A 15175-nucleotide genomic window follows, 5' to 3' on the forward strand; every position below is an offset into this window, starting at 1 on the left:
TGACTGTACCGCAAGCCAAGCTTGCCGAAGCGGACTCTCATCTGGCAATCAGCCAACGGTTGTGTACTGAATGTCTTTTGAAAACGAAATGACACAGGAGCCACGCCCCTGTGTCGTCTTGAAAAGCGAGATCCTAGAATTCCGCTTCAATCACTTCCTTGGCGGCACGAGTCCCCAACGCACCCCATAGACCGAACGGGCTCTTGTCGCCAGGAACGTTATTCTTCCACGGTTTGCCCCACCAGTTGACACAACGATTGCTCGAGTTGCCCGCCTCGATAGAGTCGGTAACAAACTTAACGGCACCGTCGGCCAACAGAACATGGCAGCCGCCTTGGTGACGACTGGACATGGTCGCGTTCATCTGATCGTAGGGGTTATTTGACGAGCAGATCTCGCGGTTGGGCGGCAGAATGGTCATGCACTGCGAGAACATTGGACGGGAAGATGCCCACCGATAACCTCGCCCTGCACTGGAGTCGCTGTATCCGGGGCTGTCCCAAAATTGAGGTCGCTCTGCCGAAACAAACTGCTGACAATAGTCTTGCGGCGAGTCCGTGAGGTTGTGCCAGGCTTTGTCTGGTGCGATGGTTCGTTTGTCGTTGTCGCCCAAATCGGTTGCGATCTCACCCATCGCGATGGTGTTCGCTAACCCGTCGAGGATATCTCGAAAACGCATCACCTTTTGCCCGACGAAAACACCGCGAAATTGGGCACGGTTGACTTCTGCCATGCTGGGACTCCCGGCGCCCGATTCTGGTTGCCCACTCTGCTCGCGAGACCCTTGCGCGGATCCACCATCGGAATCTCCGGTGCACGCGGCGTAGTTGGTTCGACCAAGAGCTGGCAAACCAGTTCCGGGGTCGCTGGGACAGCGAAGGGTAGGAATCTTGGTTGCCCATGGCGTGTACAAAATCTCGTCGGGTGCGGGGCCCATCGGAGTGAACGGGCCGCCGTTGAGTCCTGGCAAAGAGGATGGATCGGGTGGCGAATTCCCAAGCGCATCGACGTTCATCGGATTGGAGATTTGCTCCCAAAGCGCTTGCTGCTCCACAAACGGCAGGATACCAACCAACATGCTGAGGTTTCGGTTATTGGACTGATCTCGAGCGTCCCACCATTTCGCAACACCGGGATCGATCGTTCCGGTGCCCTGTGTAGGCAACTGATTGTAAGCGCTGTGGTAGTTGTGAATGCCCAACCCGAGTTGCTTGAAATTATTGCTACAGCTCATCCGGCGAGCCGCTTCGCGTGCGGCCTGAACAGCCGGCAGCAATAGCCCAACGAGAACACCAATAATGGCGATCACCACTAACAACTCCACCAACGTGAACCCGGATTCACGTCTCGTATCAAATCTCTTCATTAGATCTCCCTCACATAATTAAAAATGTCACCTCCCCCCTTAAACAACAACGAGGGGCGTCTACACAAACAATTCACGGTCATTGGCGATCTACAAAACTTTCCGACAAAGTTTTTGAAAATTTGCAACCGCCCACTCAATAGATTTCAACCGCCAATCGATTTCACCTGTTACCCTTCGGTAATCTATGCACGTGAACGTCCGATCCACAACGAGAGAAGACAACGAGGCGTCGCCGCGCCGGCAGCTAAGCAGCATCAGTCCCTGCGAGGAACGTCCGCGAGATATCTCGTGAGATAATGTTTCGGTTCCCGAATCATGCCGACACAAGAGACAGACTTCACAATCGCTTCAAAACCGCCGATTTGTTCGTCGGTCTTTACCGCGAACCTTGCGATTCGGAAATCTCGATTTTTTTACGATTCCGGTGTGGTAAATTGACCTCGAGCGGGAAAAGACTTATTGGAGAACCTGATGTCATCGAAGTGTTTGAGCGAGGAAGAGCAACGAAACCAAAACTTTGTCAGACTGGTGTCACAAAACGACAGAGCGATCCGTCTCTACGTGCGTTCGTTGATGGCGACCAACGATGGCGTCGACGACGTCTATCAGGAGACCATGCTGGAATGCTGGAGAAAATTCTCAACCTTTCGAAGCGATCCCGAACTCAAAGGTGTCAATCAATTTCTTCGCTGGGCGTGTGCGATCGCTCGTTTCAAAGTCCTTCGTCGGAAGCGTGATTATTCTCGCGATAAACTGGTGTTCCACGACGATGTAATTGAGCGATTGGCGACAGGTGCTAACGACCAATTGGAACGTTCTCAAGAACGCTCCGATGCGATCCAGAAGTGCCTCTCAGAGCTGGACGAATCGTCACGGAGCCTGCTTTTGAGCGTGCATCGCCCGGGAGAGTCCGTCGCCGACGTTGCGAGAAAGACCGGAAAGAAAGTTAGACAGCTCTACTACAAGATCGATGGATTACGCTCCATTCTGCTGCAGTGTGTTAAACGCCGAATGCTAGAGGATTGCACTTGATGAATGACGATATTCGACGCTTGATCTATCACACCATTGACGAGACGGCCTCTCCTACCGAATTTGACCAACTTCAGGATGCCATTCGCGAAGACGACGAGGTGAGAGATGAGTACCTCAATGCAGTCGCACTGTCGCAAACGTTGACCAACGCGGCCACCATCGAGAGCATGGAGAAGTCCATTGCTCACGCCTCGGATGAATCACGTTCTGCCAGCCAAGAAACGACAATAAGAACGACGAGCACTACGAATTCGTTGGGTGGGCGTTGGCACCTCGCGGCAATATTGACTCTGGCAGCAACGATTCTCCTGGTTGCCTCGCTCCGCCACGTGACCCAACTGCAGCAAAACGGGACATTACTGGAACGTCGCGTCACGCTGCGTGAAGGATTACAGAGTCAAGTCCGAGAGGCGTCCACAAACTATGTTGCCCGGATTACGAAAATTTCCCCCGAAGTGGTTTGGGGACAGGGATCTAGCGACAGTGAATTCCTGCTTCGGACCGTCGAGGGCGACAGTATCGACGTTCGTCAGGGGTTCGTCGAATTGGAATATTACTCGGCCGCCAAGATTATTCTCCATGGGCCATGCGTTTTTGTGACCAGTGGTGTCAACTCAGGACGGCTCGAAGAAGGCCGGATCACTGGACGCGTTGACGGTGACCAATTCCACCTGACAACTCCCACGGCAACCGTCGTTGACCTGGGGACCGAACTCGGAGTGTCATTGAGTGAAACGGACGAGACGAACGTCCATGTCTTCGATGGTGAAGTGGAAGTTCGATCCGAGCATCCCGCCGATGGATCCACTTCATCGGTATCACTCACCGAAGGCATGTCGGCGCATATTGACCGTGACGGTGCGATCGAACACAGGGAACCGGACAACACTGTTTCCTATATTCGAGAATTCCCGAATGACTCGAACTCCGATCCTGACCTCATTAGTCTCGTCGATGTGTTCTGCGCGACGTCGCCGACACACATCAACCTTTCCGGTGTGGTTGCACCTGACTCTGGCGAGCCCGATCGACGACCGTGGTTAGACGAGGACGGTCCGGGCCACCGTTATTCAGCAGGCTTGCAACTAACGGCATGGCATCCCTTTGTCGACAGTGTTTTCATTCCGTGGAGCGACGGAATCGAACTCGACATTGACTCAACGGGCAACCAAATTGACCTGCCCGAATCACAAGGAAGAACGTGGGGACCGATCTGGGCCCGTCGCAAGATCAACGGTAACAAACTCAACTACCGTGTTGAGGACTTCTGGGGAACGCTCACACTTGATGTGGTGATGGCTCGACTCCGCAAGAGCGAAATCGGCATGATCGGCATGCACGCCAACGTCGGGTTTTCCGTTGACCTGCGTGAGCTAAGACAGCTTGGAGGAACTCCCACACAATTTTCAGGGATCATTGCCAACCTGGATAACTCCGCGATCAAGGATTCAGACGCGCCCGAATGGCTCAACGCCAACCGCTTTAGCGCCGATTTTCGCGTGTTTGTTGATGGCGAACTGCGTGCCAGCCGTCTGGATTTCACGCGTGCAGATGGCGAACTTGAATTGTCGGTGGATCTCGAACCGAATGACCGAATGTTGACGCTGGTATCGACCGACGCCGATTCGTTCGACGGTTTCGATCACGTGGTTCTGATTGACCCCGTTTTGCGAATTTCCCATTGAGCTCGCCTCGGCGACCCATTGTGGAACCAACGCGGTGGTCACCTCGAAACGTTTCGTTGTGCGATCAACGTCGCGCCACCTTCGGGCCCGCGTTGAGGCCCTGCGTCTAAGGTTTTTGGGACGGTCGGACCGTACATTCAACGTATTCCGATTCGCGGGCACTTCCTCTCTTCCATTCGGATGCCGTATCCCCCCGTACTCGGACAAATGCCGGCTTCGGTAAATATTGGCGAGAATTGTTGTAAAACGCCGCGCACGAGGAATCTCACAGATAGAAGAGGAAACAATCACTTGACCGAAAACGAATCGGATCTCGCTCGAAACCAGCGTTTCATCGCCCTGCTCGCCCGAACCGAGCATGTCGTTCGTAGGTTCACGCTAGGCCTTCTCCCGGGGGGAGAGGGCATTGACGATGTTCTGCAAGAAACGGCGTTGGAGGCGTGGCGGAAATTCGCGGAGTTCGAGGAGAACAAAGAGACCGAGTCGCGGGGAACGTCGAGTGATTTCGCCTGTTGGGTCTGTGTAATCGCCCGTTACAAAATACTGAGTTATCAACGAGATCGATCACGTGACCGAATGGTGTTTCGAGAAGAATTGCTCTCCGAATTGGCGGATCTCGCGATGGGCGATATTCAGTCGCGGGAAGCGGAACTGAGCGCGGTGGAGCATTGCCTCGAGCAGATGGGCGAACACTCGCGACGCTTGCTCCTAAGTGTGCATCGTTACGGCGATTCGGTCGCCAAGATTGCCGAAGAGACTCAGCGAAAACCGCGGCGACTTTATTACCAAATCAACGTACTGCGTTCCACGCTGCTAGATTGCGTTAGAACAAGAATGGCGAAGGACCAAAGTTATGGATAAAGAGATACGCGACCTCATCTATCAAACGGTCGACAAAACGATCTCCCAAAGTGACTTTGATCGGCTGCAAAACGCCATGCTCGAGGACGCCGAAGTTCAAAAGGAATACCTGAGGGCGGTCAACGTTTTCGACATCTTGGCGGATCCAACCGCCATCCGAACCGACACATCGAAAGTTGAAACTCCCAAACCGACATTCGGGCTCCATCGCGTCGTCGGAATACAGCGGACAATTGCGAAAGCGGCGATGGTTGTCGCCGCAACTCTGTTGGTCACCCTGACATTGCAGTCGTATACCGGATCGCGTGATAAAGTCGCGGTGGTGCTGCCTGCCCAATCCGTTACCAATCAAAAGGTAGAGTTCGACCACGGGCTCGCGCAAATCATCCAGCGAATCGATTGCGTCCTTGATACGGAAAAGTGGGGCGTGCGGGCTCCTGAGAAATTTCATCCCGGTGAGTCCGTCGCCATCTCAAAAGGATTGCTCGTCGTTGAATTCAACAGCGGTGTGGTCGTGACACTCGAAGGTCCGGCCGATCTCGAAATTCAAACCAGCAATAGCTGCTATCTGCATTCCGGAAGACTCTCGGCGATCGCTCCCGACGATGCGTTCGGATTTGAAATCATCACACCTTCAACACGGGTCGTCGACCACGGATCGGAGTTCGGTGTAAAAGTGGACGCCAGTGGGAACACCGAAGTTCACATGTTTGCTGGCGATGCCGAATTGATGCCCACTAGACGAACCGCAAACAGAGGGAGGATGCTCACCGCCACATCGTCGCCAGCGCCTGAGTCCGTCACACTCGGTTCGCTGTCGGCGGCTCGTGTTATGAGCAAACGCACCACTCCAAACGAATCTTGGATGGAGTGGATCACCGCAGATCACACAAGTTTTGTTCAAGTACCTAACGGTCATAACAAAGCCTTTTCACCTGCATCCGTCACAAACCTGCCCACACCCGAAAACCTCATCCTGTGGTTCGAAGCGAGCCAGGGGGTCCAGCGAGACAGTCGCTCGCGCGTCATTTCATGGGACAACTTGGCGAGCACGATCTCAGACAAACACCAAACGAATACCGCCGCGTGGCAGGTGACCCCGGACGAACGCCCGCTGTGGAAACCAAACACCTACCCAATTCTCTCCCACCCGCGTGGATGGCCATCGTTGCAATTCGAAGGTCGTAAGGGAAGAGAATTCCTGGTCACATCGCCAATCGAGTTTGGCGACGACTTCACCGTGTTCGCCGTTTGCAGCATGCGAGGAGGAAAATCAGGAGCATTGCTGTCTCTTCAGAGTCAAACCAAAATCCGCCTGACCCAATCTGGAGACTCGCCAAAAATCAACGTCTCAGCGACCACTACAAAAGATAGTGCCGAGTCTACATTCCAGCGTCACTTGATTAAGAGCGAGGCGCAATTGCCGGAAATGCTCGTTCTGTGTGCGGTGCAATACAGCTACGAGAAGGACACTTTTGAACTCTATATTGATGGCCGAATTCAAGGCACCGGAACACCGTTGGCTGGCTCGACGGAAAAACGTTCCCATGTAATCGGAACGAACGGATCGCTGAGCAAGCTTTTCTATACAGGCAACATCGCCGAAATTGCGGTCTACGACCACATGCTCGATCAAGACGCGTTCAGTAAAGCGACCGAATCGTTCATCCAAAAATACGAGTTATCACTGCGATAGCCGATCTCACCAGTTTGATAATCAATAATCAAAGGCATCCTCCCCGTACTGCATCGTCGCCGCAATAGAAGATGCAGTTAAGATGCCGAAGGTTTCCTTCCGGGTCATGTAACGCCGCGGTGCTACCAGCCATGAAATCACGTTCGTCGTGTTCCGGATTGCTCGTAGCCTTTGCTCGAACGATGCACATTGGTCTCGGCGTCGGTTATTATTAGCACCGTCATCTTGATTCCCCACCTCTCCACAAGATCCCACCATGACACTCCGACTCGCCTTACTGTTCTGCGGCTTGTTTCTGACAACAACCGCTTCCGCAGCAGAACGCCCAAACATTCTCTGGATCTTCTCGGAAGACTTGTCGCCATTCATGGGCTGTTACGACGACCCGATCAATGCGGGGCACACACCCTCGATCGATGCTCTCGCATCAGACGGTGTTTTATTCAAACGAGTATTCGTTCCCGCACCGGTTTGCTCGGCATGTCGGTCAGCGATTATCACCGGTGTGATGCAAACCACCACCGGAACGCATCAACATCGCTCGGGAAGGTACACCAACGGAGAGATCGTCCCCGAGCGTCTAAAAATCCATTTACCTAACAACATGAAGCCGATCCCCGAACTGATTCGTGAAGCCGGATACTTCACGTTCAACAGCGGGAAAGACGACTACAACTTCGATTACGACCGACGCGAACTTTATACGGTTGGAAACAGACCCGACTACCGTGCGGGCATGAACGGATGGCAGGGCAACACCGCCCATCACAACATGTCGATCACGGAAGACACTTGGAATGCTCGTCCGGATAAAAACCAACCTTGGTTTGGACAGATCGAAATCAAAGGTGGCAAAGCGAATGCAAAATACGTTCGCGCCGGCGACAAACTTGCCGACACCGATGTGCCACTGCCACCCTACTTCCCTGACACGCCCGGACACCGTGCATCCTGGACGATGCACTACAACGCCGCACGCGGCGCCGACGCGAGAGTGGAAGCGATCCTAACGCAGTTAAAAGAAGATGGTGAATTTGAAAACACGATCGTCTTCTTCTTTTCCGACCACGGCAGCAACCATTCCCTGCGTCACAAACAGTTCTGTTACGAAGGCGGTGTTCACGTTCCGCTCGTCATCCAGGGCAATCACCCCGCATTGCAAGCCGGTACCGTACGCAACGAACTCGTATCGGGCCTCGACATTTCTGCCACCACACTCGCAATGGCGGGTGTCACCTTGCCCGACTACCTCGACGGTCGTGACCTCTTTGCCTCCGATTACTCACCTCGCGAACATGTTATTTCTGCACGTGATCGATGCGACTACACGATCGATCGCATCCGCACGGTCCGAACGGACCAGTTTCGTTACATCCGGAATTTCTATCCCGAGCGTCCGATGATGCAGCCACAGTACCGCGACAAAAAAATCGAAGTGCGAGACATCAAACGCCTTCATGACGCGGGAGAACTCACCGAATACCAAGAACAACATTGGTTCGGAGTCCGACCGAACGAGGAACTTTACGATCTTGCCGCTGACCCGCACCAAATCAACAACCTCGCTAACGATCCAATGTATCAAGCGGAACTGACACGACACCGATCCATCCTGGACTCGTGGATTGAAGAAACCAACGATCAGGGGCAATACCCTGAATCGGCCGAACAATTAAGGGCGACGTTCGAGCTGTGGAAGGATAAACCCATCTTTAGGGACGCTAAGGTCAATCCTGAATACGATCAGTTTCGTGATTAGTCATGAACGTCTCGGGGATCACCTACCGCTTTCCGACACGGCTAACTCCATTAACACGACACGTTCATTTTCCCGCCACTCTTTCGCCCTTACTGACATGAAAAATTGCTGCTTACTATTTTTCACTTTCCTCGCAACACTCCTGCCGACCACTGCCGCATCGCGAGAATCTGCTGCGAATGAGAAACCGAACGTCGTGTGGATCATTTCTGACGACCTGTGCCCCGACTTGGGTTGCTACGGCTACCCAGACGTTCAGACGCCGAACATCGATCGGTTGGCGAGCGAAGGAACTCGCTACACGCGAGCATTCGCGACCGCTCCCGTCTGCTCGGCGTCACGAACCGCGTTTCAAACAGGCCAATATCAAACCACTGTCGGCGGTCATCACCACGACACGAGAGATTATCCCGTTCTGACCCAAGACACGCCGACGGTTACCGGCCTGATGCAAGATGCAGGCTATTTTGTGTGCAACGGACGCGGCAAGAAATCGGAAGCCAAACTTGCTAAGTCACACTTGAACTTCGTGTATGACCCGAAAACGTTTTTCGATGGCGTGGATTGGTCGCAACGAACTGAGGGGCAACCCTTCTTCGCGCAAGTGCAAATCAAAGAACCGCACCGCGAGTTCGTTCAAAGTACGCGATCCTATCCCAACGCACCAATTCCGCCATACTACCCCGACCACGCGGTCACTCGAGCGGATTGGGCAAACTACCTCGCGAGCATCGAGGTCCTCGATCAGAAAGTCGGCGAAATCCTCAGTCGCTTGAGCGAAGAAGGTGTTGCCGACAATACGATCGTGATCTTCTTTGGCGATCACGGTCGTCCGCACGTCCGCGGCAAGCAGTGGCTCTACGACGGTGGACTCCATGTGCCGCTGATCATTCGCTGGCCTGGTAAAGTCGAAGCGGGGGCCGTTGACGAGCGACTCGCATCGTTGCTCGATGTCATGCCAACGACGTTGACTGCAGCCAAAGTGCCTGCTCCGCAGTTACCTGGACTCAATCTTCTGGATCAAAAGTCGACCGGACACGAACGTCTGTTCGCTGCCCGAGATCGATGCGGGGATGCTGCCGATCGTATTCGAAGCGTCCGAACGAGCGACTTCAAGTACATCCGTAATTTCCATCCCGATCGCCCCTACATGCAACTGAGCAGCTACAAAAAGCTCATGTATCCGGTGGAAACGGTGATGAAAGTCCTCCACGCGCGTGGCGAATGGGACTCACCTTTCATGGCAACGGCGCGTCCCAAAGAAGAGCTGTACGACCTCAAGGCTGATCCTTTCGAGATGAACAATCTGGCCGATTCTCCCGAGTACGCCGAACGCCTCAATGAGTTACGCAATGCAGTCGATTCCTGGGTGGAAGAGACCGGCGACAAAGGTCGGATCGATGAATCCGAAACCGTGGACATGCAAGCCCTGATGGCTGAAAAACGAAAGTGGTACGCCCGCACGATGGAGAAACGCGGCCTCGATCCCGATACCTCCGACGAAGAATATTTGAAGTGGTGGGAAGAACAACTCGGCGTTCGATTGGCTGACTAATAAAGCCTAGCGACCATTCTTCGACTCGCATTCGATATCGATGTTATCGTCTGACCAAACCCGATGGTACTTGTTTACCGTGCCGCGATGGGCAGAGGCAGGGCAAGCGGGCTCGTCGTGGTCAATTGACAGCGGATGAAGTCGAAAGGATCGGCCAGTCTTTGCTTGCACGTTTGCATCACGCTCATGATTCGTGACTGGGCCAACGCTCCGACTTCGGTTCGGTTGCCGCCCCATACTTTTCGATTCACGACCGCCGGACGGATCGCCTGCTCGCCTCGCCAGTTCGTTGCGTCGGCACCGGGACGATGCAGGAACGTGAATAGATCATCGAGATGATTTTCCAAAAACTTCGCGAAGCGTTCATTGGCAGCATGCTTCTTTGGGTGACGAACCAATTTCCACATCTTCATCGTCAATCGGCCCGCCATCACCTTCATCCCATGTGCCGTCATCTCATCGGACCGAAAACGGTTGCGATACTCGAAGCCTGCGAGCAGCAAGTCTTTCACTCCACGCGGAAACGCCAACGCACCACCGGTCCCGCTTTCGATTAACGATTCACATCGCCGAAACAGGTGCGCAAAGCATTGTTGATGAGTCGCTGCGGTGAACTTGTCATAGACCGCCCAGCCGTCGTGTCCAAAGATTCCCGACCAGTCGATACCCAGCAGTCTTTCCGCCGGCCCGATGCTTCTCGTCGCATCCACTTCGTAACACGTCGCGGTCAGTCCGACGAACGCATGAAGCCAAGCCCCACGTCCATTGACTCGCCAACCCGTTTCATCTCCGACCACCTGAGGCGAACCTCGCACGGCCCTTCGGACCTGAGCGTAGGCGTCCTCCAGTCGACCGGCGGTGCGAAGCATGCTTCGGCAACTGGTGCTGCGACTGACCCGAATCTCAAAAAGCATTTCCAGCAGACGTTTAACCTTGCCGTGACTGAGCCCAAGTTCTTTGTTCAAAAGCGCCATCGCGGCGTGAACGTTCGGTCCCAACTGAACTCCAGCGGCACCGACGGCGTCCGAGGTTTGCAGTTTGTGCCGACCCTGGACATGAGATCCACAGCCACAGCAAGTTCCAGCGTCGATGTTGAATTGCCGGTTGATGACGACGCGAGGGATATCGGTTTGGAACTGCACGAGCGTTTCGGTCTTGGTCAGTTCGCCATGGCCGCAGTCGGGGCAGCACACTGGCAGGGGAACGTCGTACGTTTCATCGATCTGTTCGGGCACGGCTCGGCGATGGTGCTTGCCGTGATCTTCACCGCTTTTACGCCCTGGCTTTTTCGGATCGGCTTTGCGTTTCTTGCGAAACGGAGCCGCTTGGCGTTTGCCTTCGCGTTCAACTTTCTCAAGACGTGCCGTGAGCAACTCAACTTGCTTGACCAACATGTCGATGATCGCCTGCTGCTTCTCAAGCAGCGGCTTGCAATCCGGGCAATCGGTGGTGATCTTGGGCACATCCATGACCCGCCAATTGTGGTCGATTCAGGCCAAATTCACCAACACCAGTTTTTCGCTGGGTAAACAAGTACACCCGATGATCGATCAGTTTTTGTTTTAGGATTTGTTAATGATTCCGCCCTTCATGACTCGAATTCTAGCGTTCTTTGCACTGTCCATTTCCGTCACGAGTGTCTCCAATGCCGAGCGCATGACGAGCCCTGACGGAAAAGTGGTTGCGTCGGTTTTCTCGAACGAAGACGGTTTCCTGCACTACGCTATCGAATGGAAGGAAAGCCAAATCGTATCCGCCTCACCGCTCGGAATCACGGTGAACGGAAAGAACCTTGGTCAAGAAGTAAACATCGACCATGCAGAGAAATCGTCCGTCGACGAAACCTACGCCACTCGCGGCATCCATTCCAAGGCGCGCAACCATTACAACAGTTGGTTGATTCCGATCACACATTCGCCTGGTAACCAGAGCCTCGTACTGGAATTCCGCGTTTACGACGATGGAGTCGCGTTTCGTTACATCGTCCCTGGTGAGGGAACACAGCATGTCGACGGCGAGAGCTCTAGTTGGAAGTTGATTGACGGTGCGAAAGCATGGTACTTTGAACGCCTGACAAAGGGATGGAAACTGAAATCCTACGCGGGCGAATGGCTGGCAACGGACATCAACGACTTGGATCGTGTTTCACCGGTGGGCCCGATTCAGGGAACACCAATCGTTTTAGAATTACCAGACGAATTGGGTTACGCGGCAATCACCAAAGCGGCCACTTACAACTACAGTGGCATGCGTCTCCGCGCGACGGGCGACCGTACTCTTGTCGCCGACTTCACCGAAGGTGACCAGGGTTTTGATGTTGAGGGAACCGTCACGACGCCGTGGCGAGTCACGATGCTGGCCGATGACCTCAACGAGCTCACCAACAGTGATTTGATCAACAATCTGAATCCAGCACCCGACGCCGAACTGTTCGCCGACACCACCTACATCAAACCGGGACGCACCGTCTGGAGCTGGGAGACGCTAGGTCTGGGCGATGCCTCCACGCAAGAACGCTTTATCGATCTTGCCGCCGAGATGGGATTCGAATACTCGACAATCGATGACGGGTGGAAAGACTGGGACGAACCGTGGGAAACGGTACGGCGTCTTTGCGATCACGCGGCACAAAAAAATGTCGGCGTATGGTTGTGGGTTCATTCCAACGACATTCGCAACCCCGATAACGATTACGAACAGATGCAGAGCTACTTCGCACGTGTCGCCGATGTGGGTGCCGTGGGGCTGAAGATCGATTTCATGAATGGCGAGTCCAAACCTCTCGTTGATTTCGAAATCGCGGTCCTGCAAAACGCCGCTCGCGAGAAGCTGATGATTAATTTTCATGGGTGCCACGCCTCGACAGGAGAAGCGAGAACCTATCCCAACGAGATGACGCGTGAAGGCATTCGCGGAATCGAGGTCAATAAAATGAAAGAAGGGCCTCTTCCGGCGTCACACAACGCGGCATTGCCATTCACGCGTTTCGTTGTCGGGCACGCTGACTACACACCGGTTTTGTTTACCAATCCCGGCCCAACGACATGGGCCCATCAATTAGCCACACCGGTCCTCTTCACAAGCGGATTGCAAACGTATGCGGAACACCCCGACACGATGATGAACGCATCAATACTCGAAGACGCCTCGTCGGTACTGTGCAGCATCCCTGCCGTTTGGGACGAAACCATCGTGCTTCCCGGCAGCGATATCGGATCGCTCGCCGCGATGGCACGCCGAGAAGATCAGGTTTGGTTTGTTGGCGTACTCAACGGAGAACAAACGACCAAGGAGTACGCACTAAAACTCTCGTTCCTGGACGTAGGCGAATACGACGTTGAATTGATTCGCGATGACATCGGTGCCCGGAGGGTCAGCCTGGTGGGCCTGAACGCCAAAGCGAATTTGCATGACTTCACGACCACGTTGCCCCTACGTGCTGAGAAGAGGTCAGTGAGAGCCAACGACACTCTGTCGGTTCAAATGGCCCCAGGCGGTGGGTTCGTCGCGAAGATCACGAAGCGAACGAACTGACCAACCGCGCCGTCGAGCGCGGTCAGCATCGTTACGGCATGATCCGTCTCGGCACCGCGTGTTAATTCTCGCTAGCATTTTTTGCCGGCTGCTTTTTGCGATTCTTCTTCGGCGAGACCTTTTGCTGCAAAGGCCAGAATGGCGACGGCACATGCGACGCGTCCATGATCCTCGCCATCCGTGAGGCGACCTCCGCATTCGACGACGCGAGGTCATTCGATTCACCCGGATCGTTTGCAAGATCGTACAGTCGCACGGAACCGTGAGTTCCGTGGCGGATGCCTTTCCAGTTCCCCATTCGAACCGCTTGTTGTGACCCCGTCGAGAATTCCCAATACAAGTGGTCGTGCGGTTGCTGATACTTGCCGAGCAATGTCGGCAATACCGAAATCCCGTCGAGGTTACTCGGCATCTCGGCATTTGCCACATCGCAAAGCGTGGGGAAAACGTCTCGCATGTCCCAAACGAAATCGCTCGTCATTCCCGCAGGTACGTGACGTGGCCACCGAACCGCCATCGCCGCGCGTATTCCGCCTTCGTTGAGCTCGCGTTTGATCCCCCGAAACGGAGAGTTTGACTGAATCGCCTTTACGAATGGCTGATTGGGTCCGTTATCGGACGTGTAAAAGACAAGCGTGTCGTCATCGATTCCGAGTTCAGCAAGAAGATCGAGAATCTTCCCCACCGTTTCGTCAGCTCGAGTAATCATCGCGGCATAGTTTTTCACCGTCTGACTCCAAGGTTTATCCTTGTAGAGCTGGTAGGCAGGTTCGTCGTGGTCGATGACATACTTCCCATGCGGCAGGCAGTAGGGCAGGTACAGAAAGAACCGTTTCCCCCGATTTTCATCAATGAAGCGCAACGAGTCTTCTTCAAAAAAAGTGTGTGAATAACGTTTGCCCGTTTCCAGCTTCTCGCCATCGTTCCACAACCAATCTGTGTAGTGATCATGAGCGTGGACTTGGTCGAGATATCCCAAGAAGTGATCAAAGCCTTGCTTGTCGGGCGTGCCAGCGGACCCAGGATTGCCGAGGCCCCACTTGCCGATTCCACCCGTCACGTAGCCCGCGGCTTGCAATGACTCCGCGACCGTCAAATCTTCGTCTTTAAGGAACACCAACTTTCCTTCGTCAGCTTGATCCACCGACGCGGATGCCGCGTTGTTTCGCCGGCGACAATGTCCGGTATGAAGCCCGGTCATCAAGACACACCGAGTGGGAGCACAAACTGCCGAGCCCGAATAGTGATCGGTAAAGCGAATGCCTTCGCGACACATCCGATCGAAGTTTGGTGTGTGGACATCGTCAGACCCCATCGCACCGAAGTCGTTGTAACCCGCGTCGTCGAGCATGATGTAGATGATGTTCGTTGGCCGCTCATCCGCCCGACACTCGAAACTGAGCGGAATGAGGAAAGCGAACACGATTAGAAAACATCGGTACATTTTGGGATGGGGAGTTTGGAGGCAAAAACATAATAACGAGTGTCACGAGCACCGTTGGTCGTAACACTCGCGATGACTGGCGTCGAGGAAAGGTGAGATCGCGGTTCGTCGCAACTCATTGCCGCGAGTGGTTAGAACGCATCGCCGATCAACATGCAATCACGATTGAACGAACCGGCGTCATGATAACTCCCTGGATGGTCAGCGGTGTCAATCGGAGCAACCGTGAACGTTGGT

Annotated in this window: 10 protein-coding genes; 7 read left to right on the forward strand and 3 right to left on the reverse strand. The window is 54.2% G+C overall.

The annotated features are described in order from the left end of the window. Nucleotides 1–133: 133 nt before the first annotated feature. Nucleotides 134–1366 (reverse strand): DUF1559 domain-containing protein, encoded by a 1233-nt coding sequence (locus FHS27_RS08225; protein ID WP_184304030.1) that lies wholly within the window; start codon nt 1364–1366, stop codon nt 134–136. Nucleotides 1367–1840: 474 nt separating this feature from the next. On the opposite strand from FHS27_RS08225, the gene FHS27_RS08230 reads away from it, so the two are divergent. The 6 genes from FHS27_RS08230 to FHS27_RS08255 all read left to right on the forward strand — a co-directional run bounded on the left by FHS27_RS08230 (nt 1841) and on the right by FHS27_RS08255 (nt 9960). Beyond that, nucleotides 1841–2401, forward strand: a complete 561-nt coding sequence (locus tag FHS27_RS08230) for a sigma-70 family RNA polymerase sigma factor (RefSeq protein ID WP_246419285.1) — start codon at nt 1841–1843, stop codon at nt 2399–2401. Then, entirely contained in the window at nt 2401–4089 is a 1689-nt protein-coding gene (locus FHS27_RS08235) for a hypothetical protein (protein WP_184304034.1), read from the forward strand. The genes FHS27_RS08230 and FHS27_RS08235 overlap by 1 nt, the downstream gene beginning before the upstream one ends. A 291-nt stretch (nt 4090–4380) precedes the next feature. Continuing rightward, entirely contained in the window at nt 4381–4950 is a 570-nt protein-coding gene (locus FHS27_RS08240; RefSeq protein ID WP_184304036.1) for a sigma factor, read from the forward strand. Then, nucleotides 4943–6646 carry an iron dicitrate transport regulator FecR gene (locus FHS27_RS08245; RefSeq protein ID WP_184304038.1) on the forward strand — a complete coding sequence of 568 codons (1704 nt, stop codon included), beginning with the start codon at nt 4943–4945 and terminating at the stop codon, nt 6644–6646. The genes FHS27_RS08240 and FHS27_RS08245 overlap by 8 nt, the downstream gene beginning before the upstream one ends. A gap of 256 nt (nt 6647–6902) precedes the next feature. Continuing rightward, the gene (locus tag FHS27_RS08250; RefSeq protein WP_184304040.1) at nt 6903–8405 is read left to right on the forward strand and encodes a sulfatase family protein; all 1503 of its coding nucleotides are present in this window, start codon (nt 6903–6905) and stop codon (nt 8403–8405) included. 97 nt (nt 8406–8502) lie between these two features. Then, the gene (locus FHS27_RS08255) at nt 8503–9960 is read left to right on the forward strand and encodes a sulfatase family protein (protein WP_184304042.1); all 1458 of its coding nucleotides are present in this window, start codon (nt 8503–8505) and stop codon (nt 9958–9960) included. Between the two features lie 74 nt (nt 9961–10034). Here the strand turns inward: FHS27_RS08255 and tnpC are convergent, their stop codons facing one another. Beyond that, nucleotides 10035–11429, reverse strand: coding sequence for an IS66 family transposase (tnpC, locus tag FHS27_RS08260; RefSeq protein ID WP_184304044.1), 1395 nt, complete (start codon nt 11427–11429; stop codon nt 10035–10037). Between the two features lie 121 nt (nt 11430–11550). Between tnpC and FHS27_RS08265 the strand changes: the two genes are divergently transcribed. Continuing rightward, nucleotides 11551–13494 (forward strand): glycoside hydrolase family 97 protein, encoded by a 1944-nt coding sequence (locus FHS27_RS08265; protein WP_184304057.1) that lies wholly within the window; start codon nt 11551–11553, stop codon nt 13492–13494. Between the two features lie 61 nt (nt 13495–13555). On the opposite strand, the gene FHS27_RS08270 is transcribed toward FHS27_RS08265, so the two are convergent. Further along, on the reverse strand, nt 13556–14917 hold the full coding sequence (locus tag FHS27_RS08270) for an arylsulfatase (RefSeq protein ID WP_315854496.1): 1362 nt from the start codon (nt 14915–14917) through the stop codon (nt 13556–13558). Nucleotides 14918–15175: the final 258 nt, after the last annotated feature.

It is taken from the genome of Aporhodopirellula rubra (assembly GCF_014192335.1).
Lineage (GTDB): Bacteria > Planctomycetota > Planctomycetia > Pirellulales > Pirellulaceae > Rhodopirellula > Rhodopirellula rubra.

What these genes read in the sequence shown, in the direction of transcription:
- FHS27_RS08265 (WP_184304057.1), top strand. Translation starts at nt 11,551, where the DNA reads ATGACTCGAATTCTAGCGTTCTTTGCACTGTCCATTTCCGTCACGAGT.
- FHS27_RS08225 (WP_184304030.1), bottom strand. Translation starts at nt 1,366, where the DNA reads ATGAAGAGATTTGATACGAGACGTGAATCCGGGTTCACGTTGGTGGAG.
- FHS27_RS08255 (WP_184304042.1), top strand. Translation starts at nt 8,503, where the DNA reads ATGAAAAATTGCTGCTTACTATTTTTCACTTTCCTCGCAACACTCCTG.
- FHS27_RS08235 (WP_184304034.1), top strand. Translation starts at nt 2,401, where the DNA reads ATGAATGACGATATTCGACGCTTGATCTATCACACCATTGACGAGACG.
- FHS27_RS08245 (WP_184304038.1), top strand. Translation starts at nt 4,943, where the DNA reads ATGGATAAAGAGATACGCGACCTCATCTATCAAACGGTCGACAAAACG.
- FHS27_RS08250 (WP_184304040.1), top strand. Translation starts at nt 6,903, where the DNA reads ATGACACTCCGACTCGCCTTACTGTTCTGCGGCTTGTTTCTGACAACA.
- FHS27_RS08230 (WP_246419285.1), top strand. Translation starts at nt 1,841, where the DNA reads ATGTCATCGAAGTGTTTGAGCGAGGAAGAGCAACGAAACCAAAACTTT.
- tnpC (WP_184304044.1), bottom strand. Translation starts at nt 11,429, where the DNA reads ATGGATGTGCCCAAGATCACCACCGATTGCCCGGATTGCAAGCCGCTG.